This window comes from Antarctobacter sp. (genome assembly GCF_965277915.1).
Taxonomy (GTDB): Bacteria; Pseudomonadota; Alphaproteobacteria; order Rhodobacterales; family Rhodobacteraceae; genus Antarctobacter.
This window is the reverse complement of record NZ_OZ255849.1, coordinates 1,628,025-1,650,084: the sequence shown is the minus strand read 5'-3', so window position 1 is coordinate 1,650,084 and position 22,060 is coordinate 1,628,025. Positions and strand designations below refer to the sequence as shown.

The window sequence follows — 22,060 nt, the reverse complement described above, 5'->3', positions numbered from 1 at the left end:
GCGGCGCGTTTCCATGTGTACGCGCCGCTCGTTCCTATCGGATGTCCGGACGTTTCAGCTGCCCCGCAGCAATTGGTCCATGCTGATCGAGGGCTGATCGCATCCCGCCTCGCCCACGACCTTGGCAGGCACACCCGCCACGGTCGAGCAGCGTGGAACTTCTTTGAGGACCACCGAACCCGCCGCAATCCGAGAGCAGTCGCCCACTCGGATATTGCCCAGAACCTTGGCTCCCGCGCCGATCAGGACTCCATCGCCGATTTTGGGATGGCGGTCTTCTTCTTCCTTGCCGGTGCCGCCAAGCGTCACCGAATGCAGCATCGAGACGTTGTCACCCACCACAGCCGTCTCACCGATAACGATGGAATGGGCATGGTCGATCATGATCCCCTTGCCGATACGCGCGGCGGGGTGAATATCGATACCAAAGACTTCAGAGCTGCGCATCTGGAAGAAATAGGCCAGGTCACGACGTCCCTCGGTCCAGAGCCAATGGGCCACGCGATAGGCTTGCACGGCCTGGAACCCCTTGAAGAAGAGCAGCGGCTGCAGGAAACGATGGCAGGCCGGATCGCGTTCGTACGTCGCCGCGATGTCCGCCCGCGCGGACAGCGCCAGCTCTGGCGCCTCGCCATAGGCCTCGTCGCAGATCTCCCGCAGGATCTGTTCGGACATCTCGGGGTTGGCGAGCTTCAAGGAAATCCGGTAACTCAGGGCCCTGTCCAGCGTCGGATGGTGCAGGATCGAGTAATGCACGAGGCCGCCCAGCAACGGTTCGTCGATGACCGCCTGCTCGGCCTCGGTTCGAATTCTGGCCCAGACCGGGTCCAGCTCGGCCAAATGTGCGCGCGTTTCAGCCATGCCTGTCCTCCTTTGACGCCGTGACCTTATCAGATAGGCTCGCCTGATCGAAACGCAATTCCGTGATAAGGGAAATCTTCGATATGGATGAGTCTAAGGCACGCCGTTTCCGGACCCTGATCCAAGACAGGCTGCTGGCTCTCGACAAAGAAGATGCCCTCGGCCGCGACGGACAAGCGACGGTGGAACTGGATCAGCAGGCCGTCGGTCGTCTATCGCGGCAGGATGCACTATTGAACCAGTCGATGGCCAAGGCAACACAGGCACGTCGCGACGCCCAGCGCCGCGCGTTGGAAGCGGCATTGGCGCGCCTCGAAGAAGAAGACTTCGGCTACTGCGAAGATTGCGGCGAAGAGATCGCCATCAAGCGCCTCGAACTGGATTCGACCGCGATGCGCTGTATCGCCTGCGCATCTGGCCGATAAAAAGCGCACAAGGCTTCGAGCATCTTCACCTGGCAATCCAGAAAGTCCGGATCGTCGAAGCTGGATTCCCGCCCCATGTCGTGGCCCTGCGCTGCCCCCATCAGCGTCCCGTTGCCCCAGCGTCCATGCGCTCGCCCCGTTCGTCGGCAATGAAGCTCGGCAGCACAGGCTTCGTCTATCAACCGGCGGGCTAGGTCTGAACGCATTGCGGACGACACAGGCAACAAGGCCCGTGCCGCCGCTGTCACATCCCCGGGTTGTACCGGTTTCACACCGTCACCTGCAGTTCCGCAAATGGGCCGGCGCCATACCGTTCCGAGACCTGAGCCACGCGCAACGTGATGCTGCCGCCCGCGCCGTCGCCGGCCATGTCTGAAACAGTGTAGACCCATTGCCGGGTATGTACGGTCACGTCCCGAAGTACAGCCGCGCCTTGGCGCACCTGCACCTGGTAGGCTTCGCTGTCCTCGCCCAAGGGCACCTCTGCGCGGTCCCATCCGTCTCCGTCGATCCGTGTGCGCCGAATCCAGCGGACGGACAAGTCGCCGTTCGCTTGTTCCGCTTGCAGATGCGCAGGCCTGTATGGTCGCAGGCCGTTCCCTTCGAAGACATGCACCCGATGTTCGTACGACGCATGATCATAGGTCTGACTTGCCGGCCCGATCCGATAATGTCGCTCCAGCCCCCTGTGCCTGGATTTGAGCGCGATCTGTGAAGACGAGCCATCCAGCAGAACAACCCATGAACCGGCGGGCCAGTTGGGCGGCATCAAACCGTCGCTCCCCACCTGGCCGCGCAGACGGTGAGAAAGGCGCCAGCGCCCCTCTGAGATCATTTCGGCATCCCGGAACTGGAAAAGTTCCCAGTTTCCCGGCGTCCCGTCGCCGATGGCCATCAGATTGCTTCCCGCGAGGAGAGCTGCGTCGCTGATCGATTGCAGGCTTCCACTGGCCAACCGCACTTCGACCGGCGCTCCGTTATCGATCACCCCTGGTCGAGCCACGGGCAGGTCAGTTTCGGTCAGACCGACAATCGACCGTGCGGCCGCGATACCGTTCAAAGCATAGTCCGCGTCCTGGGCGGCGTCATAGATCGCCACGGAACCCGGCCAGGGTGTTGCGGTCAGCGCCAAATGGGGTGCGTGCGGCACTTCATCGCCGCTGATCAATGGCAGGTCGAGGAACACCGGCGTCACCGGCACGGCCGGCGTAAAGGGTCGGACCTGCGCCGCCTCTTCAATCATATCCGAAGGCAGCATCACATCCGGTTCGATCCGGACCGCATCGACGATCTGGTGCTCCATGATGTCAACCTTGTCGATCCGCGCCAGGGTTGGCCCACTTTGAGAAGGCAGTCGGACAATATCACCAGCGCCAAGCGAAAGTTGTGACGGGGGCAAGGCAAACCGCAAGGTATCCCGAGCGACCCTCGCCTCTGCAAGCCAGCGTTCTGCCGTCTGCCGTCCTTCACCGCGGGTCAGCGCCAGCGGCATGTCGGTTTCCGAAACCGCATGCGTCGCCTCATCAGGCAACACCGCCTCTTCTGACGCAACCTGATGATCCGCATCTGCCAGGACAAATTGCACACGCACACGCCCGGCCATTTCGGCCTCGCTTGCCCGAGTTTCCATCAGGTCGCCTTCGATCTCGTCACTGACGGCCAAGACTTCACGCGAAATCTCCACCGGCCCCAACCCCCGGCGCATCCGAAAAACAAGCGTGCCGTCCCGTTCTATGGCATCGAACCCGTAAGCCAACATCAACGGCTGCAGTGCTCGCCTCGCATCACTGACATTGGGCACGACGTATCCCCGCACGATGCCGTCCAGATCCCTCGTATCCACATCCGTCAAACCGACCCGGGAACAGATCTCTCTTACGACAGAGGCAAGGCTTCGAGTGGATAGTCGCCCGTTCAACCAGTGCCCCCGGCGATAGTTCGGCCCGTCCGACCAAAGTTCCTCTTCCGCCGGAAACCAGGGATAAGGCCGTGCATCCCAAGCCCAGACGAAACAGTGCTCGAGGTCCAGCATCTGCCCACCATAGACGGACGACACAGGGTTGTTGCCGGCGTCCCCCCAATAGCCCAGCTGAGCCTTGAGATATTGTTGCTGGATCGTCTCATCCCTGTTTCCGTTTGAATAATGCGGAAGGTTCGATTCCGAGGATTTCGGATCCAGAAACTTGTTGGGCTGGTTCGTCCCCTTGTCGATCGCGGCACATCCCAACTCCGTGAACCAGATTGGTTTGGATTCCGGCTGCCAACCGGTCGCCGTGGATTGCCTTACGCCGCCAATTCGCTCGTGGTGGGTATTGCTCCACCAGTTGCGCAGGTCCTTGTGGCGCCAGACCCAAGGTTCGCCATGCGCTCCGTCGCTGATTGGTGTGCGCACTTGCGCGTCCCGGTCGGCCTCGGACGCATATACCCAATCATACCCTTCCCCGCCTTCGATATTGGCGCGCAGGTAGTCCGGGTTGTAGATGCTCCCCCAACCCGCGTCCGCGTGCTCTTCTCCATCACGCCAGTCAGAGAGCGGCATGTAATTATCGATACCGACGAAATCTATTTCGGGATCTGACCAGAGCGGGTCCAGGTGAAAGAACAAGTCGCCAGAACCGTCATTCGGCTGATACCCGAAATACTCTGTCCAATCCGCTGCGTAACCGATCATGACCGAAGACCCCAGCAAGGCGCGACACTCAGCCGCGAGTTCCTTCAGTGCGGCTACCGCAGCAAATCCTGAGGCGCCGCGAATCTGGGTCAAACCGCGCATCTCGGAACCAATGCAGAAGGCCTCCACCCCCCCGGCCGCCGCACAAAGCGCCGCCTGGTGCAGGATAAAACGCCGATAACCCCATTCCTGCGGGCCGGAGTATCCAACCGTACCGTCCGTCACCGAGAAGTCATTTGCAGAAGCCGTGCCAAAGAAGGCCGCGACCTCCGCATCGGCCGTTGCAGTCCCGTCCGGAGAGCCAGATTGTCCGGGCGCAGTGCTCAGCGTGATCCTCCCGCGCCAAGGCAACGCGGACTGTTCCACCGCCCCGGTCCAGGGATCGGGCAATTCATTGCCGGGCATCTGGTCCATCAGGATAAAGGGGTAATACATGACCCCAAGGCCTACGGCCTGCATCTCATGGATCGCCTGGATTACGGAAGCATCGGTTGGCGTACCTCCGTAGACCGGGCGCCCGTCTCTTTGGGCCACGATCTCTGCGGAACTCCGATCAACCCCGGCGACCGACCAGGGCATTGACTTTGCCTCATATTCTGACTGCTCGACCTTGGGGCGGATAGTGCAACTGCCACAGCGCAAATCATTCCCGAACCAGCTCACGATGAGCGAGGCCGCGCCGCAATTCGGCGCCTCTTCGCGGAGTTGTTTCAGCGATGTGACAAAATCCGGCGCTTCGGAGGGCGAATTGACATTGGCGACGGCCTTGCCGTTCGCACCGATACCAAACGGGTTGTCCAAGGCGCTTGCGGCGTGCCGCATATAGACTGGATCGGTGGCGAGGGCGTATTCACCGGTCCCCGGGATCATGGCGACACCCCGAACAAGATCGGGAATTTCGCCCGACGAGGAATCCGGGCGCGTCACCTCGAAACTGAACTGCGGGACGCGGTTGCCAAAGCGGTCCAGTGGCAGGTCCTCTATGACCACATAGGCCGTACCGCGATAGGCGGGCGCCTGCCCCGCGCCTTCGACCGCCTCGATCTTGGGATCGGGCAGCTGATCCTGCGTCCCCGCGTAGACCCGCATGTTCAGGTCATCCACGGCAATCTCGGCTCCATCCGCCCAGACCCGGCCGACAGATGCGATCTGACCTTCGCAGAGCGCCAGGGCCAAGCTGACGGAGTAGCTGTGTTCCCGGATCCTGGGCTGAGGCGCTGCCCCCTTGCCAGATCCACCCGTTTCGCGGACGCTCTCTTGGAATTCGGTCGCCCAGATTACATGGCCGCCAATGCGCATACGCCCATAGACCTGCGCAATGGGCGCCCCTTCCCCGGCCCCGGTCAGCCGAAACCGGTCGATCTTGCCGGTGTCCACCGCCTCTGACCCCGCCCCAAGCAGTCGCTGGTCCAGTGAGCGGCCGATGGAGGCCCCTATGAACCGGCCAACCGCCGTCATCGACAGGCCCAGGACAGAGCCGCCGACGGTACTGCCAATTGCCGCACCTGCGGCGGAAAGAAGGATCGTCGCCATCACTCTATCTCCAAAGGAAGGGCGAAGCGGGCCACGACCCGCCGCGCCCAAGGCGCGCTCAAGGCGCTCTCGACTACGCCATGTCCGCTGTACGCATGGATGAAGCTTGCCCCCGGCCCTACCCGCGCCTGAAGGCCAAGATGTTTGGCCACCGCCCCGTCCCGCATCCGGAACAAAAGTACATCTCCCTCGGCCACATCTTCCGGGTCTTTTTCCGTCATGTGCCGGCGACCGGCCCGCCAAAGGCGTTCCTCACCCTGGGGCTCGGACCAGTCCCTGCTATAGGCGGGCACGATTGCGGGTTCTTCGCCGATCACCTCGCGCCAGACCCCACGCAACAAGCCCAGACAATCACACCCCGCACCTTTGCACGAGGCCTGGTGGACATAGGGCGTGCCGATCCAGCCCCGGGCCGCCATCACAATCCGGTTCATCTGCGGCTCCCGCCGTCCAGTCGTTTCGCATGGCTTGGATGAACCGTGATCCAGTCCTCCTCGGGCAAATCGGGGAACCCCCTGTAGTTCAGGTGGTTGCCGAACTTCAGGTGGCAGGTCTCAAAGCGCCGGTCACATCCCGCAGTCAGGCGCACCTGGTCGCCGGTCTGCGGCACTGCCCGCATCGGCTCCCAAAGCTCGATCGCCCGCTTACCATCCTTGCGCACATGGTCCCGCTTGATTGCACCGACCAACCCGTGGGCGTCACCGGTCAGGACTTCCAGCTTGCCGCGTTGGAACCATCCGGCGGAAAAGCCGGACAGACCGCCCGCCAAGAAGACTTGGTTCTGCTCTACGTCGAGCAGCGAGCCTGTATAGACATACCCACTTGACGACAGGTCAAAACCACACTCCGCATCTCCCAACACTGCCGAGCATGGCTTTTGATACACCCGTCCCACCGGACGGTTTAGCATCTCTGTCAGCCCACGAAGTTCGGCATGAAACGCTCCATCGCCACGCCGCAATTCACCAATCGCTCCGCGAAAGATGATCCGACGCGCCGAAACATCCGCCCAATTCACCAACCAAGCAACAACTTCGGCTCCATCGAAGCGGCCTGCGGCGATATCCGTTTCACTGATGGCACTGGCGCTCAAGGCGCCCATCGCCTCGGAATTGTCCACCGACAGGCCGGTTGACTGGCTAAGCGCCCTTGCCGACATACCGCTGTCGGCCTTGAAAACCAGCCCATCGAAAGCCAAGTCCTGATCGTGGTCAGTGAACCCCATGCGCAGGCCATCCTTGCGCGTCACGGCCCAGGCACGAGCGACGGTCGTCAAGCCACCGGACAGGTGGGCATTCAATTCCTCTGCGCCCATCAGACTCTTACCTCCACCACTGGAATGTCGGGAATCTGACCTGCATTGAAAGCGCCGGCACTGACATGAATGCGGTCAGTGTCGAACCTTACCGGCACGTCAAAGACGAAACCTGCACGAACCTCCTGCCCGACCCCGGGCGCGCTTTGCAGCGTCACGATGCCCGTTTCGGTCTCGACGACAAACCCCGCCCCTTCGGTCAAAGGGATACCGTCGACCTCGACCAGAACAGACCCGGCAACGGGCTTGGCCACGGGCCGGACATAACTTGCGCCACCTGACGCATATGTCTTGGACAACCGAAACCCGTTGCGCGCACCATCACCGGTTCCAATCAACTGGTCTGACGAACTTGGAACAGCGGATGGCGCGCAGGACTTGAAATCCGCCCAGTCTTTCCAGCGAAACCCGTACAACTGCCCCTGACGCGCCTCGAAAAAGGCGATCAGTTCAGCCAGATCATCGAGTGACCTCAGGCCAAGGCCCGCATCATATCGCCTGCGGGAATGTGCCCAGGGTGTATTGCGCTCTTCAAATCCAGACGTCAGAGTCACGATATCCGTGCGCCGCTCTGGCCCCCCCACCGAACCAAAGCTCAAATCGGTCGGGAATCTCACCTCGTGAAAGCTCATGGCATCCTCCTCAGCGGTTGCGCGCGCCACGGCTCAGCACCTGCCCCATACGGGCGGCGATCTGACTCTGGCTGCGCTGGAATCCCGCCACGTCCGGCGTGGAGATATTCATGACCACCGTCACCGGTCCCTGCCTGCCGCCCTCGGCGCGCACGCCAAGCTTGCCATCGGCGCCTCTGGTCAGCGGCATGATCGCCTCTGGACCAGCCTCGCCCATCAGTCCGGTGCCGCCGCGCATCGGGAAATAGGTCGGGCTTGCCACAACTCCGCCATTGGCAAAGGGCATCACCCGACCTTGCGAGAATCCTGCTCCGTCGGCAAAGGGCGAAGCGCGGCCAAAGATGCCCGACACGGCAGAGGACAAAATCCCACCAACGTGGCTGGCGACTGGCGTCACGGCCGCCTTCCAGGCCGCGTCGATCATGGACTGCGCGACCGTACGGAGCGCATCAGAAAGCTTCATGCCATCCAGAACGACCCCGTCGATGGCCCTGGCCACCCCCCGGCTCAACGTCGACTCCAGCTTGGCTGCACCGCGTCCGGTGGCTGAAAAGGTCCCGTGAATGCGTTTCAATTCGGCATCAAATTGCGCCGCCATCCCGATCGCACCACCCAAGGAGGTCTCCAGCGCCTCGACCTGGTCATCAAGATCATCGATCATGTCCCGTCACCTCGCATATCGTCAGGAAAGGCCGACATCAGTTCGGTCAACCTTTCACGTCCCATTGGTTTCGCGCCGTCTCCCTCGCCCAGCATCAGTTGCAACTCGGCGGGCGTCAGCGCCCAGAATTCCCAGGGTTTGAGGCCAAGACCCCGCATCCCCGCGCGCATGAGGGCCGGCCAGTCAAACCCCGCCATCACCGGTCTCCGGCATCATGAAGGCCCGTGCCAACAGCTCGGCTGCCGCGCGGGCCGCAGCCATTGGACCACCTTCGATTTCTGCGGACAGAAGATCGCCGGCCTGCCCTTTCCAACCCCCGCCGCGCAGCCCCGCCACGATGAGCGTCAACACGTCACGCGTGCTGAATTCTCCGGTCTCGAAACGCTGCACCAGGTCGACAAGCGATCCGGTGGACAGTCCGGCTTCAAGTTCTGCCAACGCCCCAAGCGTCAACCGCATCAGGTGGCTCTGGCCTTCGATGACCAGCACCACGTCCCCCCGCCACGGATTGCCCATGCCTTACACCGCCGTGAAACTGAGCGCGCCCGCCGAGGCCAGCGCTAACTCGTAGGTCGCCTCGCCGTCATGTGCGCCGGCGTATTCGATCGACGTCACCTGAAAAGGTCCCTCGACCGTACCGAAATCCGGGATAATGACCTGAAAGGCCGGGGTGACGCCGTCAAAGAAGATCTGGCGGGCGCGTTCGTCCGTGGCCCCGTCCTTGAACACGCCCGACCCGCTCAAGCTCGCCGATTTGACACCGGCACCTGCCAGCAGTTCCCGCCATCCACCGCTGCTTTCCAGCGTGGTCACATCGACCTGCTCGGCGTTAAAGCTGATACGCGTTGCGCGCAGTCCCGCCAGGGTTTCGAACGTGCCGCTGACGTCGACCTTGATCAGCAGGTCTTTTCCGTTCTGTGCCGTCATTGTTTCACTCCTGCGAAAAGTTTTCATTCATCATCGGGACGCGCATTCATTGCGCACCGTCGTCCTCGACCCGCGCGCGAAAGGTCAGGTCGATGCACCGCAATCCGCGGCTCTCGCGCTTGGCCTTCGCTCTCTCGAACCACAGGCCGACCAAGTGTCCCCGGGTCAGCGCCAGATCAGCACCGTGCAGCGCATCGCTGACCGCCGCCGCCGCGTCCTTGGCGGTTTGAAAACCCGACTTCGATGTCACTACCGACACGACGAACCTGTGCCAGGCTCCCGCCCCGCTCTTGTCGCCAGCGTCCTTCGCCGTCTCCGGTCCCAGCGCGACATAGATCGGCGGCAAGGTCCCCGTGGGCAGCGCGTCGTAGATGTCGCCCCCCACCAGCGCACCCAACGCCGCGTCACCCTGAAGGCGGGCAAAGACAGAAGCCTGCAAGGCGCTCGCTACCGCGTAACTCATGCCGAAAGCTCCTCCTGGCATTCGCAGATCAGGTAGAGTCCCGAGGGTTCCTGCTCGGTCACGGATTCGATCCGGAACAGCCGCGTCCCCATGCGAAACCTTTGCCCCGGCCCAGGGCGGTGAGAGTGTCCCTGCGGCGCCCCGCGCACCGTGATCCGAAACCCCCCGATTGAAATCTCGCCGGTCTCCCCCCGGGCCAGCCGCCCGGTCCGCGGCTTGACCTCGGCCCATAGCGTGCCCAGCGCCGACCAGGTTTCCTCGAACCCTCCGGCACCGTCCCCAACGCGCTGAGGCGCCTCCAGCACCAACCGCCTGTTCATCCGGCGGCTCATGCGCCCAACCCCATGCGCAACGGGCGGTAGCGGGCGATCAGGCTGGTCACGCCAAACGGCATGCATCCCTGGCTCAGCGCGGTGTCGCTACGGTACTCGTAGTAGTGCGCCGCCAGCATCAGGACCGCCTGTCTCAGGTCCGCCGGCACCGCATCGAAAGCCGCGCCGTATCCAGCGTCGAAACGGATCTCCACCGATCCCCCCGTCGGAACTCCCGGAAGACGTGTTCCAGTAGGCCGAAGCTTCGGGTCAAAGAGATCCTTCTGCAGCCGGTAACTGCCGGGGTCGATGGTTGTTGCCGCGCCGTAGGCATCGACAACAGTCACCTCCGTAACGGCCTGAACCGGCCCCACGGGCAGCCGCTGTCCTTCGCAAGAGCTCCAGCGATCAAGCGTCATCAGAAAGCCCCTGGAGATCAGAGCCTTGCTCGTCCGTCCCTCGATCGCGGCCAGCGCCGCGCGCAGGAATGAGACCAGAACCGGATCCTGCAGATCACTCTCGGTAAAACCGCTGCCCAGCAGCAGGTGGTCCTTCAAGGCATCGATCGGAAGCGCCGCCTCCGGCACCTGGGTTTCTTCCACCAACATCATGTTTCTTCTCCGAAATCCTCGACCATCCCTAGTCCGCCAGGCGGTTGGGCGCGCGCCGCCCAGGCTGCACGGGCGGAGGGGTAGCTGGACAACATGAACAGGCGCGCGCCCCAGAGAGACGGGCCCGGGGGCCCGCCTCCCATCTCATGGCCAGGCTCAGCTGACGGCGACGCGCAGCAGCTTGATGGCAGCGAAATCGCTCACGTCGCCGCCCACGCGCTTGGTGGCATAGAACAGGACGTGCGGCTTGGCGCTGAAGGGATCGCGCAGCACGCGCAGGTCCGGCCGTTCGGCGACGGTATAGCCGGCACCGAAATCACCAAAGGCGATGGGGTAGGCATCCGCCTCGACGTCTGGCATGTCTTCGACGATCAGCACCGGGTATCCCAGCAGACGCGCGGGTTCACCGGCAGCCAGACCATCGTTCCACAGGTGACGGCCATCATTGTCCTTGAGCTTGCGGATCGCCGCTGCAGTCTTCGAATTCATCACGAAGCTCGCATTGGCGCGATAGCGCGAGTCCAACGCATAGGTGACGTCGATCAGCACATCGCCGTTGCCTAGATCGCTTGCCGACCCCGATGCCTTGTACCCCAGGCTGCCCCAGGTCCAACTGTCATTCTCGACGGTCGGATGAGTCAGAAAGCCGGTCGGCTTGTCGATACCGTCGCCGTTGACAAAGGCCGCCGCCTCGGCGCGCACGAACTTGTCCGCGATCCGCGCCGCCAGCCAGTTCTCGACGTCGAAGGCACTGTCATCCAGCAGGCGCTGCGAAACCTTTGGCATCGCGTTCAACTCGTAGAGCGGGATCGAGATCCGCTCGACCGTGGGCGTCCCGGTCTCGGCGGTCGACGAGGTCTCGTTGGCCCAGCCCGCACCGGTATCGTTCTGGTCGATCAGCACGTCAAAGGACGAGGCTTCGACGTTCACCACGCTGGAAATCGCCCGGATCGAGACCTTGGAGTCCAGCTTGGACTTGATGGTCTGGGCGGTTTCGGGATCCACCAGGAACCCGCCGTCCGAGTTGATCACCGTGGACATGGCCTTGCCTTCCAGTTCAAGGCCGCGCAGGGCATCGTCGTCGCCGGTGCGCAGATAGGCGTCGAACGCCTTCAGGTGGGGGGCCTCGACCTCGGTACGGGTCGAAAGCGCCGGACGGTTCGCTTTCGCGGTCTTGTGATCCAGCATGGTCAGTCGCTCTTCCTGTTTCTGAAGCTTCTCTTCAAGGTCGGCCTGCAGGGCCTTGTAGTCCCCGATCAGTCCCGCCATCGCGGCACTCACCCGGGCGACCGGAGACAGATCTTCCCCGGTCCGAGACTTGGTCTCGGTGTCGCTCATCCTTCGTTCCCTCATGAGTGGCGCGCGTCAGCCGCCCGCCAGGTTGCGGCGCATGCCCTCTAGGGCCTCCGCCAGATCGCGCAGGGCGATGTCGTCGGGACTTTCCCCCTTGGACGCCACCCGCGCACTGGGCAGCATCGGAAAGGTCACCAGCGACACTTCCCAAAGCTCCAGTTCCGTCAGGACCCGATGGCCCTTGTCGTTCTTCGTGGCTTTCAGCGTGCGATAGCCGATAGACAACCCGTCGATGGCCCCCGCCTCGATCAGCGCCGCCGCCTCGCGGCCCCGTTCAACACTGTCGAGCAGGCGCCCCTTGACGTAGAGACCGCGTTCGTCCTCGCGGACCTCCTGCCAGATCCCGATGGGCTGCGCCGGGTCGTGCTGCCACAGCATCTTGACCGCGCGGCCTTCGCCGGCCAGCCGTTTCAGCGACCTTGCATATGCACCCCGGGCCACCACGTCGCCGCCTTGGTCGCAGGCACCAAACAACGAGGCATAGCCCTCGATGTCGCGCCCCTCGACCGTCACATCCGCATCAAAGCGGCAGAATTTATGCTCAAGTTCCATCTCGATCCCTCTGCTAGGAGCGCAGCCCGTTCCCTCAGGGCGCCGCACTCAGAAACCCCTGGAAGAGATCCGCAAGGATCACCCCCGCCACCCCGTAAACCGTCAGCCACAGCCGCCGCTCCAATCGCTCGATCAACGCCTCCAACCGTTCGAAACGGTCCGTCAGCGCATCGAACTGCAGCTTGCTGACCCGTTCATGCGCCTCCAGGCGCAGTCCCGGCGCACAGGCAAACGCCTCGTGTCGCGAACGCAGATCAGTCACTGGTGTCCTCCTCGGCCTCGACGGGCAGGCCCAGCATCCGGCGTTTCTCGGCACGGGTCAGGAAATCGGCCTGCGCCACGCGGTTCCATTGCGCATCGCGCTCTGTGGCCAGCGCCGGCACCTGGTCCATGTCGGGGGCCAGCACGACCTCCTCGCCGCTCCACGACGAGAGCCAGCGCCCGACACTCGCGGCCACCTTTGTTGCCAGCGGCAAAACCGTCTGCCGATAGAAGGCCCGGTGCGCCTCGGCGTAGTTGGCATAGGTCGCTTCTCCGGGGATCCCCAGCATCATCGGCGGCACACCGAAGGCCACGGCGATCTCTCGCGCCGCCGATTCCTTGGTTTTCTGGAACTCCATGTCCGAGGGCGAAAAGCCCATCGGCTTCCAGTCCAGCCCGCCTTCCAGCAGCATTGGCCGCCCGGCATTCCGCGCCCCCTGGTGGTGCATCTCCATCTCGGACTGCAGGCGCTCGAACTGCTCCGGGCTCAGGTGTCCCTGCCCGTCCGCCCCCGTCCAGACGATCGCGCCCGAAGGACGCGCCGCATTGTCCAGCAGCCCCTTCGACCAGCGCGAGGCCGCGTTGTGCACGTCCACCGCCTGCGCCGCCGCCTGCAGGGGCGACAATCCATAGTGATCGTCCTGCGGGTGAAAGGCCTTCACATGGCAGATCGGCGACACCGGACCCGTCACCCCAAATCGATGCTTGCGCCCGCCCACGGCGTATTCATAGGCCACCGGCCAGCCATCTGCGCCGGGCACCACGCTCATCCGGTCACTGCGCAAGACGTGCAATTCGAAGGGCAGCCCGCTTTCACCCGCGACCGCCTCCACGTAACCGTCCCCTGACAGCAGCAGCTGACCATACAATGCCTCGAACAGTTCGGCCCGCCCCTGGGCCGGGTTGGGCGCCGCCACCAGCTTGAGGATCGGGTGCTCGGCATAGCGCGTCGCATTGTCCTGCAGAACCAGGGGCAGCGCCGCCGCCGCCTCGGCGATCAGCTTGACCGCGCGGAAGCCCACCGGGTTGCCGGCAAAGGCCTGCTTGGTCAACGACACGGTATCGCGCGGGCTCCAGGCCACGCGGCCCCCGTTGAGATGCGCCACCAGGCGCCCCGTCGCCGAGGCCTTGACCTGTGGCGCGCCCTGCACCTCGTCGGCCTGTCCGCCCCGCCGCAGAAAATCGAATACCATGCCAAGTCACTCCTTTTCCCAAGGCGGCGCGCCCGGCGGCCCGCACCCGTCTCGTCCGCGCGAACCGCTGATCCGCGCGCTGCCGGTCTGTTCCGTCTTCTGATCTGGCCCGGAGGCTGCCCACCTCCGCGTCTCTTGAGGCAATCTAGAAAAACCGCCTTAAGTCCGCGTCACACCACCGTCCGGCCTAAGCGCAACACCGCAACATCAGCGCCGAACCCCATGTTGCTTTGGGCCGTAAATACTTCCGGGGAGCGCGAGGGGCTGGCCCCTCGCCCCACGCGGCCCAAAGGCCGCACGCCCCCGGACCGGCGCGCTTCTCTCCGCCGTCACCGTCACAACACCCGCATCTGCGGAGCGCGCTTCACCGGACGGGCGCCCAGCATCAGCTCGCTCAGCGCCCAGACCAGCGCATCCACCCGGTCCGGGCTGCCCGACCCGTGATAGCCATTGGGTGTCATCAGGCACATCTGCGCCTCCAGGTCTGCCAGCCCGACGGAATGCTTGATCCGCCCCTGTTCATAGAGCGCCGCCACCGGCTCGGCCCGCTGCGATTTTCCCTGCGAAGCATGCACCGACTTGTAGGCGACATAGGGATCGACCTGCCGCAAGGTGGCCTCAACCATGGCGCCGCCCTGGTTGACCTCGGCCACCACCCGGTCGGCCTGCCAACGCGCCGCCGCCTCGATAACGGCCGTCGCCCAGCCGACCGGCGACAGCCCCCGGACAGAGGCATCTTCCAGCACATAGGCCCGCCGCTCGCGCGGGTCTTCGCTGTCGACCAGTCCCGCCACGACGATCCCGCAGGCATCTGCCCGCGCCCCGGCGCCTGCCGGCGGATCCACGGCAACCACGACCCGGTCCATGTCGGGCAACCGCCCGGCGCGCGCACCGTCCAGCATCTCCCGTGTCCACAAGGCCCCGTCCACCTGGTCCAGCAACACGCCGTCCAGTTCCTGCAGGCCAAGCGACTGGCCCTCATAGCGTGCCCGCACCTCGTCGAGGAAGGTCTCGGCCAGATGCGCCTGATTGGCTTCGGTCCGCGCATGAGTCGATACCGTCGAAGGCAAGTCCAGCAATTCCTTCAGCACGCCCACGTTGCGCGGCGTCGTCGTCACGCAGACCCTTGGCGTCTCCCCCAACCGCAGCCCGAACTGCAACATGTCCCAGACATCCTGCGCCTTTTTCCACTTGGCGAATTCATCCGCCCAGGCGCCATCGAACTGCGGCCCGCGCAGCGCCTCCGGGTCCTGTGCCGAAAACACCATCGCTTCGGCTCCGTTGGGCCAGACCAGCGTCCGCCTCGTCGAGATGTATTTCGGTTTCCGGTCAGGCGGTGTGCAGTTCATGATCCCGCTATCGCCGTAGATCATCACCTCGCGCGCCTGGTCATAGGTCTCGCCGATCAGCGCGATGCGCCGGCAACGCCCCTTGTCGAGCGGCTTGGCGCCTTCGACCTGGGACCTGACCCATTCCGACCCGGCGCGGGTCTTGCCCGCGCCGCGCCCGCCCAGGATCACCCAGGTGCGCCAGTCGCCCTCTGGCGGCAACTGGTGGGCATGGGCCCAGAACTCGAAAAGGTAGGGGAGCGCCATGCGCTCCCCCTCGGACATTTCATTCAGGAACCTGTCCTTCAGAACAGCAGGCCCGGAGGCTATCCAGGCGGCACCCGACCGCAAGTCGGGCTGCCTCGAGGTCGAGTCCGTAGACATCGCTGATTCCCTCTTCCTTTCGGATGATCTCTTCAAGTTCCAACTCCGTTTCCCGGGCTGCACGCAGCCAGTACCGCAATTCGCCCAGGGCGCTGCTCGCCTCGGACTTCTTCGCCACATCCCCTCTTTTCGCCCTGTCCTGCAGTTCGCCGATCTGATCGACGAGTTCCGCAATCGTGGCCGTTGCCCGGTCACGCTGCCTGCGCAGACGCTCGCACCGCTCGCTGGCGATGATGACGATGCGCGGTTCTTCTTGTTTCTGCTTTGCACTGCTCATGCTCGACACCTTTTTTGCCTGTAGGTTGCCCCTCCTGGGTGGCAGGGCACGAAAAACGGCCCCAAGGGGTTCCCCCGGGGGCCGCCTGCCGTACCTCGTCCAGCATGTCTGAAACCATACGTTCGACCGCGCGCTGGGTCAATCGGGGGCGCGGACGCAAGCATCTGAATTCATTTACAATTATGAACCCATGATTAACGCGTGGAGAAGCGGCTTGCCGCGCCATGACAGCTCTGGCAAGACATTTCCAAGAAAGGACAACACTATGGCCCAGCTCTCTTCCCGTATCACCACGCTCAACGAAGGCGGCTCCGACGGGTGGGAGGTGTTCTACCGTGCCCGCGCGCTCGTCGCCGCGGGCGAGCCCGTGACCGAACTGACGATCGGCGAACATGACATCGGCACCGATCCCGCGATCCTTCAGGCGATTCATGACGCCGCCCTTGGCGGTCACACGGGCTATGCGATGGTCCCCGGCGTCTCTGCCCTGCGCGAGGCCGTGGCCAGCCGCATCACCCAACGCACCGGCGTGCCAACCACGCCCGACAACGTGCTCATCACCCCCGGCGGGCAGGCGGCGCTCTTTGCGGCGCACATGGCCGTGCTGACCCCCGGCGATGCCGCGCTCTACATCGACCCCTATTACGCCACATACCCCGGCACGATCCGCGCCGCCTCGGGCCGCGCGGTGCCCGTCGCCACGCAGGCCGCCGACGCATTCCTCCCGCGCGGCGACGCCATCCAGACCGCCGCCCGCGAGACCGGCGCCAAGAGCCTGCTGGTCAACACGCCCAACAACCCCACCGGCATGGTCTATCCCCGCGACACGCTCCAAGAGATCGCGCAAGCCTGCACGGACAACGATCTCTGGCTGATCTCGGACGAGGTCTACGACACCCAGGTCTGGCAAGGACAGCACGTCAGCCCGCGCAGCCTTCCGGGCATGGTGGACCGCACGCTGATTGTCGGCTCCATGTCGAAAAGCCACGCCATGACCGGGTCCCGCGCCGGCTGGATTGTCGGCCCGACAGAGGCCATCGACCGGCTGATCGACCTGGCCACCGCAACCACCTACGGCGTGCCCGGCTACATCCAGGACGGCGCGCTCTTTGCACTGGAACAGGGCGCCGGGCTCGAGGAACAGATCGCAGAACCCTTCCGCCGCCGCCGCGACCTCGCGCTGACGGTGATCGAGGGGCAGTCCACGGTCAAGGCCATCCCCGCGCAGGGCGCCATGTACCTCATGCTCGACATCCGCGCGACAGGTCTCTCGGGCCGCGACTTCGCCGAGGCCCTGCTGGACGACCACCGCATCGCCGTCATGCCGGGGGAAAGCTTTGGCAAATCCGCCGCCGGGCATATCCGCGTGGCGCTGACCGTCGCCGATGACCGGCTAGTAGAGGCGTTGCAGACCCTTTGCGCCTTTGCCGAAACCCACGCCCGCGCCCATGCCTGACCTTAGCAGGAAAAGGCTCTGCTCGGGCGCTCCTGTCGTTTCGGCCAATGTCCGCAACGCCGGATCGGCCCACCCGAGGGACTTTGTCGCCGCCGTGCTCGTCGCCACAGCCAATCCGATACCGACATGAGCGGCACGCCGATCAGTACCATCCGCAACCTGGGGCCGGCCTTCGAAAAGGCTTGCACGGCCGCGGGCATTCCCGACGCCGAAACGCTGCGCGCTCTCGGCGCGCATGAGGCCTATCGCAAGCTGCTTGTTTCCGGCGAACGCCCACATTTCATCGGCTACTACGTCCTGCACATGGCCCTTCAGGGTCGCCCCTGGAACGACTGCAAGGGCGCGGAAAAGGACGCCCTGCGCGCCCAGTTCGACGCGCTCAAGGCACAGACCACCACCGCCCCCCGGACCGCGCTCGATCGCATCCTGGACGAGATCGGCGTGATCGAACGCCGCTGACCTAGCAGACCAGCATCAGACAAACGAAAAATGCCGCCCCCGGTGTCCCGGAGGCGGCATCAATTTCAGAACTCGACGACGGCTTAGCCGACCAGTTCGAGACCCGAGAAGAAGAAGGAGATCTCTTCCTTGGCGGTTTCCGGCGCGTCGGAACCGTGGACCGAGTTCTCACCCACGGATTCTGCGAACTCGGCGCGGATGGTGCCCGGTGCGGCATCGGCGGGGTTGGTCGCGCCCATGACTTCGCGGTTCTTCAGGATCGCGCCTTCGCCTTCCAGCACCTGCACGACGACCGGCTCGGAGGCCATGAATTCGCACAGTTCATCGTAGAAGGGACGCTCGGCGTGCACGGCGTAGAACTGGCCGGCCTGCGCCTTGGTCAGCTGGATGCGCTTCTGCGCGATGATGCGCAGGCCCGCTTCTTCGAACTTGGCGTTGATCTTGCCGGTCAGGTTGCGCTTGGTGGCGTCGGGTTTGATGATCGAAAGGGTGCGTTCGGTGGCCATGTCTGTCTTCCTCGCGTTTCGGGGCCGGTTCGCCCGGCCGAATTCTGCGCTGGCGCGTAGCACGCCCCCCTCGGCTTGAAAAGCCCTGACATGGATCTGCGGCCAAGGCGGACGGCGGGCTTGCGGATCGCTCGCCACGACGGGCTCTGGCCCCTCCCCGCGGCCTCTGCTACAGCCCCGCCATGCTCAGGATCGACTCCATCGCCTATTCCGTCGAGGGCCGCCCGCTCTTCGAGGACGCCTCCGCCACCATCCCCGAGGGCCACAAGGTCGGCCTCGTCGGTCCCAACGGTGCGGGCAAGACAACGCTCTTTCGCCTGATCCGGGGCGAACTGACGCTGGACAACGGCGAAATCTCATTGCCTTCGCGCGCCCGCATCGGCGGCGTCAGCCAAGAGGTCCCGTCTTCCGAAACCTCGCTGATCGACACGGTGCTGGAGGCCGATACCGAACGTGCAGCCCTGATGGCCGAGGCGGAAACCGCCACCGACGCGCACCGTATCGCCGAGGTCCAGACCCGGCTGGCCGACATCGACGCATGGAGCGCCGAGGCCCGCGCCTCGACCATCCTGCGCGGACTGGGCTTTGACGACGCGCAGCAGAAACAGCCCTGCTCGGCCTTTTCGGGCGGCTGGCGGATGCGCGTGGCGCTGGCCGGAGTTCTGTTCGCCCAGCCCGACCTGCTGCTGCTCGACGAACCGACGAACTACCTCGATCTCGAAGGCGCGCTCTGGCTCGAGTCCTACCTCGCGCGATACCCGCACACGGTCATCGTGATTTCCCACGACCGGGGTCTGCTGAACCGCGCCGTGGGCAGCATCCTGCACCTAGAGGACCGCAAGCTGACCTACTACGGCACGCCGTACGACGGCTTTGCCAAGCTGCGTGCCGAAAAGCGCGCCCAGGCCGCCGCGATGGCGAAAAAGCAGGACCAGCGCCGCGCCCACCTGCAAAGCTTTGTCGACCGCTTCCGCGCCAAGGCCTCGAAGGCGAAACAGGCCCAGTCCCGCCTCAAGATGATCGAGCGCATGGACATGATCACCGCGCCCGAGGACGCCGCCAAGCGCGTCTTCACCTTTGCCCAACCCGATGAGCTTTCGCCCCCGATCATCAACATCGAGAGCGGCGTGACCGGCTACGACGGCAAGCCGGTGCTCAGCCGCCTGAACCTGCGCATCGACCAGGACGACCGGATCGCGCTCCTTGGCAAGAACGGCCAAGGCAAATCGACCCTGTCGAAACTCCTGTCCGACCGACTGCCCCTGATGGACGGCCGGATGAGCCGCTCATCCAAGCTGCGCATCGGCTATTTCGCCCAGCATCAGGTGGATGAACTGCATCTGGACGAAACGCCGATCCAGCATTTGCAACGGGAACGCCCGGGCACGCCACCTGCAAAGCTGCGCGCGCAACTGGCCAGCTTCGGCCTGATGGCCGCACAGGCGGAAACAGAGGTCGGGCGGCTTTCGGGTGGACAAAAGGCCCGCCTGTCACTGCTGCTGGCCACGCTCGACGCGCCGCATCTGCTGATCCTCGACGAACCGACCAACCACCTCGACATCGAAAGCCGCGAGGCGCTGGTCGAGGCGCTGACCGCCTATTCCGGCGCGGTGATCCTGGTCAGCCACGACATGCACCTCTTGTCGATGGTGGCCGACCGGCTGTGGCTGGTGGGCGATGGCACGGTCAAACCCTACGAGGACGATCTCGACGCCTATCGCGCCATGCTCTTGTCGCGCGATGCGCCGCCGAAACCGGCCAAGCCCGTCGAAAAGCCAAAGCGCCCCTCGCGCGACCAGATCCTCGACCTGCGCGCCGAGGTGCGCAAATGCGAGGATCGGGTCGGCAAACTTGAGGAAATGCGCGAGAAGCTTGCGAAAAAACTGGCCGATCCCGCGCTCTACGAGGACAGCCGCTTGGGTGAGCTGGAGACCTGGAACAAGAAATACGCCGAGGTCATGGACGGGCTGCACAAGGCCGAGGGGCTCTGGGAAAAGGCGGTCGAAAAGCTGGACTCGGCGGAAAGCGCCTAGTCCGGCATCCTGGCCCGGGCGCCGCTGCAAAGCTGGACAAGCGCCCCGCAAGCGACTAGCCCGAAGGTCATGGACACCGCCTTTCTCATCAGCGCCTTTGTCACGGTCTTCGTGATCATCGACCCGATCGGGCTGACGCCGATGTTCATCGCCCTGACGCAGGGCACGGATGCGCGGCACCGGCGCGCGGTGGCCTACCGGGCCTGCATCATCGCCTTTGGCCTGCTGACGCTTTTTGCCTTCTTCGGAGAGGCGGTGCTGGGCTTCATCGGGATCTCCATGCCCGCCTTCCGCATCGCGGGCGGCATCCTGCTGTTCATCACCGCGCTGGACATGCTGTTCGAACGCCGCACCAAGCGACGCGAGGACAAGGCCGACGAGGAAGACTTCCCCGACCCTTCGGTCTTCCCCCTCGCCATTCCGCTGATCGCCGGACCGGGGGCCATTGCCTCGATGATCCTGCTGGCGGGCGCGGCAGAGGATGCGCTGGCGATGGCCGGTGTGCTGGGTGTCATGGCCGCGGTCCTGCTGCTGGTGCTGCTGCTGTTCCTGACCGCCGGCGTGATCGAGCGGGCGCTTGGCCGCATCGGGATCAACGTGGTCACCCGCCTTTTGGGGATGCTGCTGGCCGCGCTGTCCGTGCAATTCGTGCTGGACGGGCTGCGCAATTTCGGGCTCGCCCCGGTCTGACACTGTACCTCGGGCGCGGAATGCCTATCTTTTCTGATAGACCAACCGGAGGCCAGCCATGACGGGCGACCAGATCGGAAATCTCATCTACCTCGTCTTGCTGGGCAGCGTGATCGCGGGCTGGTTTTTTGTGCAGAACCGGAGCACCCTGAACAAGTCGTTGCAATACTTGGCCGCCTGGGCGCTGATCTTTGTCGGCTTTGTCGCGATCTATGGCCTCTGGCAGGACATTCGCCAGACCGTGCAGCCGCAACAGATGGTCACCGCCAGCGAGGGGCGGATCGAACTGCCCCGCGCGCCCGACGGGCATTATTACGTCAACCTCCAAGTCAACGGCGCTCCGGTGCGCTTTGTCGTCGATACCGGCGCCACCTCGATGGTGCTGACGCGCGACGCCGCCCGGCGCGCGGGTATCGACGACCAGAATCTGCATTTCCTGACCGAGGCCATGACCGCAAACGGCGTGGTCCGCACCGCGCGCGTGACACTGGACGAGGTTTCCATCGGCCCCTTCACCGACACCCGCGTGCCCGCCTATGTGAACGGCGGCGAAATGCAGAACTCGCTCTTGGGGATGAGCTATCTCGACCGGTTCGCCAGCCTGCAGATCACCGGCGGCAAGCTGGTCCTGCAAAGATAGGCAGAAATCAACTCTCGGCCTTCTTCTCCCAGCGGCCCGATTCCTCGGACCAGTATTGCGCCTTGCAGCCCGCGCCCGTCAGGCCGCGCCACTGATCGCGGGCGCGTTGCAGCGCGGCCCCGTCGTGGCCATCGAAAAGGACACAGACCCTGTCCAGGGCGGCAACCTCCTCCGGCGTCACCTCGGCGCCGTCGATGCACATCAGGCACCCCGGGTCATTTGGCGACTTCGCCTCCAGCGTCAAAAGCACCGGCTGATCCGCGTCATGCGGGCCACCCGCAAGCCCATGCGGCAGGAACCCCTCTTCCGGCCCAAGCCAGAGTTTCTGGTCCAGCCAGTCCATCCGCTGCGCCTGCGTGCCGCGTACCGAAACACGCCAGCCGCGCGCCAGGGATTTTTCCAGCAGGTCCGGCAGAACCGCCTCCAGCGGGCGGCGGGTCAGGTGGTAGAAATACGCCTCTCCCATGCGGGTGCTCCGGGTTGCCGACCGGGGGATGGGGGTACTGCCCCCTCTGCCA

The 22,060-nt window shown here is 64.4% G+C and carries 27 protein-coding genes; 6 read left to right on the top strand and 21 right to left on the bottom strand.

What is annotated here, in order from left to right; translation table 11 throughout:
- Positions 1-54: 54 nt before the first annotated feature.
- A complete protein-coding gene (gene cysE / locus ACQY5B_RS08850) occupies positions 55-861 on the bottom strand; it encodes a serine O-acetyltransferase (protein ID WP_305968412.1) in 807 nt (268 codons plus the stop codon).
- A 62-nt stretch (positions 862-923) separates the two neighbouring features.
- Between cysE and ACQY5B_RS08845 the strand changes: the two genes are divergently transcribed.
- Positions 924-1,286 carry a TraR/DksA family transcriptional regulator gene (locus ACQY5B_RS08845; protein WP_420325562.1) on the top strand — a complete coding sequence of 121 codons (363 nt, stop codon included), beginning with the start codon at positions 924-926 and terminating at the stop codon, positions 1,284-1,286.
- Here the strand turns inward: ACQY5B_RS08845 and ACQY5B_RS25375 are convergent.
- From ACQY5B_RS25375 to ACQY5B_RS08760, 18 genes are all read right to left on the bottom strand, one after another.
- Complete coding sequence (locus ACQY5B_RS25375; RefSeq protein ID WP_500862115.1) at positions 1,193-1,504, bottom strand: DUF7742 family protein; 312 nt, start codon at positions 1,502-1,504, stop codon at positions 1,193-1,195. The genes ACQY5B_RS08845 and ACQY5B_RS25375 overlap by 94 nt on opposite strands.
- 50 nt (positions 1,505-1,554) lie before the next feature.
- Positions 1,555-5,490, bottom strand: a complete 3,936-nt coding sequence (locus tag ACQY5B_RS08840) for a baseplate multidomain protein megatron (protein WP_420325563.1) — start codon at positions 5,488-5,490, stop codon at positions 1,555-1,557.
- Complete coding sequence (locus tag ACQY5B_RS08835) at positions 5,490-5,924, bottom strand: NlpC/P60 family protein (RefSeq protein ID WP_420325564.1); 435 nt, start codon at positions 5,922-5,924, stop codon at positions 5,490-5,492. The genes ACQY5B_RS08840 and ACQY5B_RS08835 overlap by 1 nt, the downstream gene beginning before the upstream one ends.
- Positions 5,921-6,805 carry a phage/gene transfer agent baseplate hub protein gene (locus ACQY5B_RS08830; protein WP_420325565.1) on the bottom strand — a complete coding sequence of 295 codons (885 nt, stop codon included), beginning with the start codon at positions 6,803-6,805 and terminating at the stop codon, positions 5,921-5,923. Before ACQY5B_RS08830 ends, ACQY5B_RS08835 begins: the two co-directional genes overlap by 4 nt.
- The gene (locus ACQY5B_RS08825; protein WP_421917675.1) at positions 6,805-7,437 is read right to left on the bottom strand and encodes a phage distal tail protein, Rcc01695 family; all 633 of its coding nucleotides are present in this window, start codon (positions 7,435-7,437) and stop codon (positions 6,805-6,807) included. The genes ACQY5B_RS08830 and ACQY5B_RS08825 overlap by 1 nt, the downstream gene beginning before the upstream one ends.
- A 10-nt stretch (positions 7,438-7,447) precedes the next feature.
- A complete protein-coding gene (locus ACQY5B_RS08820) occupies positions 7,448-8,098 on the bottom strand; it encodes an RcGTA-type gene transfer agent tail tape measure protein (RefSeq protein ID WP_420325566.1) in 651 nt (216 codons plus the stop codon).
- Positions 8,095-8,295, bottom strand: coding sequence for a rcc01693 family protein (locus tag ACQY5B_RS08815; protein WP_420325567.1), 201 nt, complete (start codon positions 8,293-8,295; stop codon positions 8,095-8,097). The genes ACQY5B_RS08820 and ACQY5B_RS08815 overlap by 4 nt, the downstream gene beginning before the upstream one ends.
- Positions 8,282-8,614 carry a gene transfer agent family protein gene (locus tag ACQY5B_RS08810; protein ID WP_420325568.1) on the bottom strand — a complete coding sequence of 111 codons (333 nt, stop codon included), beginning with the start codon at positions 8,612-8,614 and terminating at the stop codon, positions 8,282-8,284. Before ACQY5B_RS08810 ends, ACQY5B_RS08815 begins: the two co-directional genes overlap by 14 nt.
- A 3-nt stretch (positions 8,615-8,617) precedes the next feature.
- Positions 8,618-9,025: a phage major tail protein, TP901-1 family gene (locus ACQY5B_RS08805; protein ID WP_420325569.1), complete on the bottom strand. Its 408-nt coding sequence runs from the start codon at positions 9,023-9,025 to the stop codon at positions 8,618-8,620.
- Positions 9,026-9,071: 46 nt separating this feature from the next.
- Complete coding sequence (locus ACQY5B_RS08800; RefSeq protein ID WP_420325570.1) at positions 9,072-9,488, bottom strand: DUF3168 domain-containing protein; 417 nt, start codon at positions 9,486-9,488, stop codon at positions 9,072-9,074.
- Positions 9,485-9,808, bottom strand: coding sequence for a head-tail adaptor protein (locus tag ACQY5B_RS08795; RefSeq protein ID WP_420325571.1), 324 nt, complete (start codon positions 9,806-9,808; stop codon positions 9,485-9,487). The genes ACQY5B_RS08800 and ACQY5B_RS08795 overlap by 4 nt, the downstream gene beginning before the upstream one ends.
- 8 nt (positions 9,809-9,816) lie before the next feature.
- Positions 9,817-10,410: a head-tail connector protein gene (locus ACQY5B_RS08790; protein ID WP_420325572.1), complete on the bottom strand. Its 594-nt coding sequence runs from the start codon at positions 10,408-10,410 to the stop codon at positions 9,817-9,819.
- Between the two features lie 156 nt (positions 10,411-10,566).
- On the bottom strand, positions 10,567-11,748 hold the full coding sequence (locus ACQY5B_RS08785) for a phage major capsid protein (RefSeq protein WP_420325573.1): 1,182 nt from the start codon (positions 11,746-11,748) through the stop codon (positions 10,567-10,569).
- A 27-nt stretch (positions 11,749-11,775) separates the two neighbouring features.
- Positions 11,776-12,315: an HK97 family phage prohead protease gene (locus ACQY5B_RS08780; RefSeq protein WP_305968425.1), complete on the bottom strand. Its 540-nt coding sequence runs from the start codon at positions 12,313-12,315 to the stop codon at positions 11,776-11,778.
- 34 nt (positions 12,316-12,349) lie between these two features.
- On the bottom strand, positions 12,350-12,577 hold the full coding sequence (locus ACQY5B_RS08775) for a GTA head formation protein, RCAP_rcc01685 family (RefSeq protein WP_305968426.1): 228 nt from the start codon (positions 12,575-12,577) through the stop codon (positions 12,350-12,352).
- Positions 12,570-13,769 carry a phage portal protein gene (locus tag ACQY5B_RS08770; RefSeq protein WP_420325574.1) on the bottom strand — a complete coding sequence of 400 codons (1,200 nt, stop codon included), beginning with the start codon at positions 13,767-13,769 and terminating at the stop codon, positions 12,570-12,572. The genes ACQY5B_RS08775 and ACQY5B_RS08770 overlap by 8 nt, the downstream gene beginning before the upstream one ends.
- Positions 13,770-14,104: 335 nt before the next feature.
- The gene (locus tag ACQY5B_RS08765) at positions 14,105-15,364 is read right to left on the bottom strand and encodes a DNA-packaging protein (protein WP_420325575.1); all 1,260 of its coding nucleotides are present in this window, start codon (positions 15,362-15,364) and stop codon (positions 14,105-14,107) included.
- Positions 15,365-15,383: 19 nt separating this feature from the next.
- A complete protein-coding gene (locus tag ACQY5B_RS08760) occupies positions 15,384-15,758 on the bottom strand; it encodes a hypothetical protein (protein WP_420325576.1) in 375 nt (124 codons plus the stop codon).
- Positions 15,759-16,023: 265 nt separating this feature from the next.
- On the opposite strand from ACQY5B_RS08760, the gene ACQY5B_RS08755 reads away from it, so the two are divergent.
- Complete coding sequence (locus ACQY5B_RS08755) at positions 16,024-17,214, top strand: pyridoxal phosphate-dependent aminotransferase (protein ID WP_420325577.1); 1,191 nt, start codon at positions 16,024-16,026, stop codon at positions 17,212-17,214.
- 126 nt (positions 17,215-17,340) lie between these two features.
- Positions 17,341-17,673, top strand: coding sequence for a TfoX/Sxy family protein (locus ACQY5B_RS08750; protein WP_420325578.1), 333 nt, complete (start codon positions 17,341-17,343; stop codon positions 17,671-17,673).
- An 83-nt stretch (positions 17,674-17,756) separates the two neighbouring features.
- Here the strand turns inward: ACQY5B_RS08750 and ndk are convergent, their stop codons facing one another.
- Positions 17,757-18,179, bottom strand: coding sequence for a nucleoside-diphosphate kinase (ndk, locus tag ACQY5B_RS08745; protein WP_420325579.1), 423 nt, complete (start codon positions 18,177-18,179; stop codon positions 17,757-17,759).
- 182 nt (positions 18,180-18,361) lie between these two features.
- Here ndk and ACQY5B_RS08740 point away from each other — a divergent pair, with 182 nt between their 5' ends.
- The 3 genes from ACQY5B_RS08740 (at position 18,362) to ACQY5B_RS08730 (ending at position 21,542) form a co-directional block, all read left to right on the top strand.
- Positions 18,362-20,212: an ABC-F family ATP-binding cassette domain-containing protein gene (locus tag ACQY5B_RS08740; RefSeq protein ID WP_420325580.1), complete on the top strand. Its 1,851-nt coding sequence runs from the start codon at positions 18,362-18,364 to the stop codon at positions 20,210-20,212.
- A gap of 69 nt (positions 20,213-20,281) precedes the next feature.
- Complete coding sequence (locus ACQY5B_RS08735; RefSeq protein ID WP_305968434.1) at positions 20,282-20,902, top strand: MarC family protein; 621 nt, start codon at positions 20,282-20,284, stop codon at positions 20,900-20,902.
- 58 nt (positions 20,903-20,960) lie between these two features.
- Positions 20,961-21,542, top strand: coding sequence for a TIGR02281 family clan AA aspartic protease (locus ACQY5B_RS08730; RefSeq protein ID WP_305968435.1), 582 nt, complete (start codon positions 20,961-20,963; stop codon positions 21,540-21,542).
- Between the two features lie 7 nt (positions 21,543-21,549).
- On the opposite strand, the gene ACQY5B_RS08725 is transcribed toward ACQY5B_RS08730, so the two are convergent.
- On the bottom strand, positions 21,550-22,008 hold the full coding sequence (locus ACQY5B_RS08725) for a DNA polymerase III subunit chi (RefSeq protein ID WP_420325581.1): 459 nt from the start codon (positions 22,006-22,008) through the stop codon (positions 21,550-21,552).
- Positions 22,009-22,060: the final 52 nt, after the last annotated feature.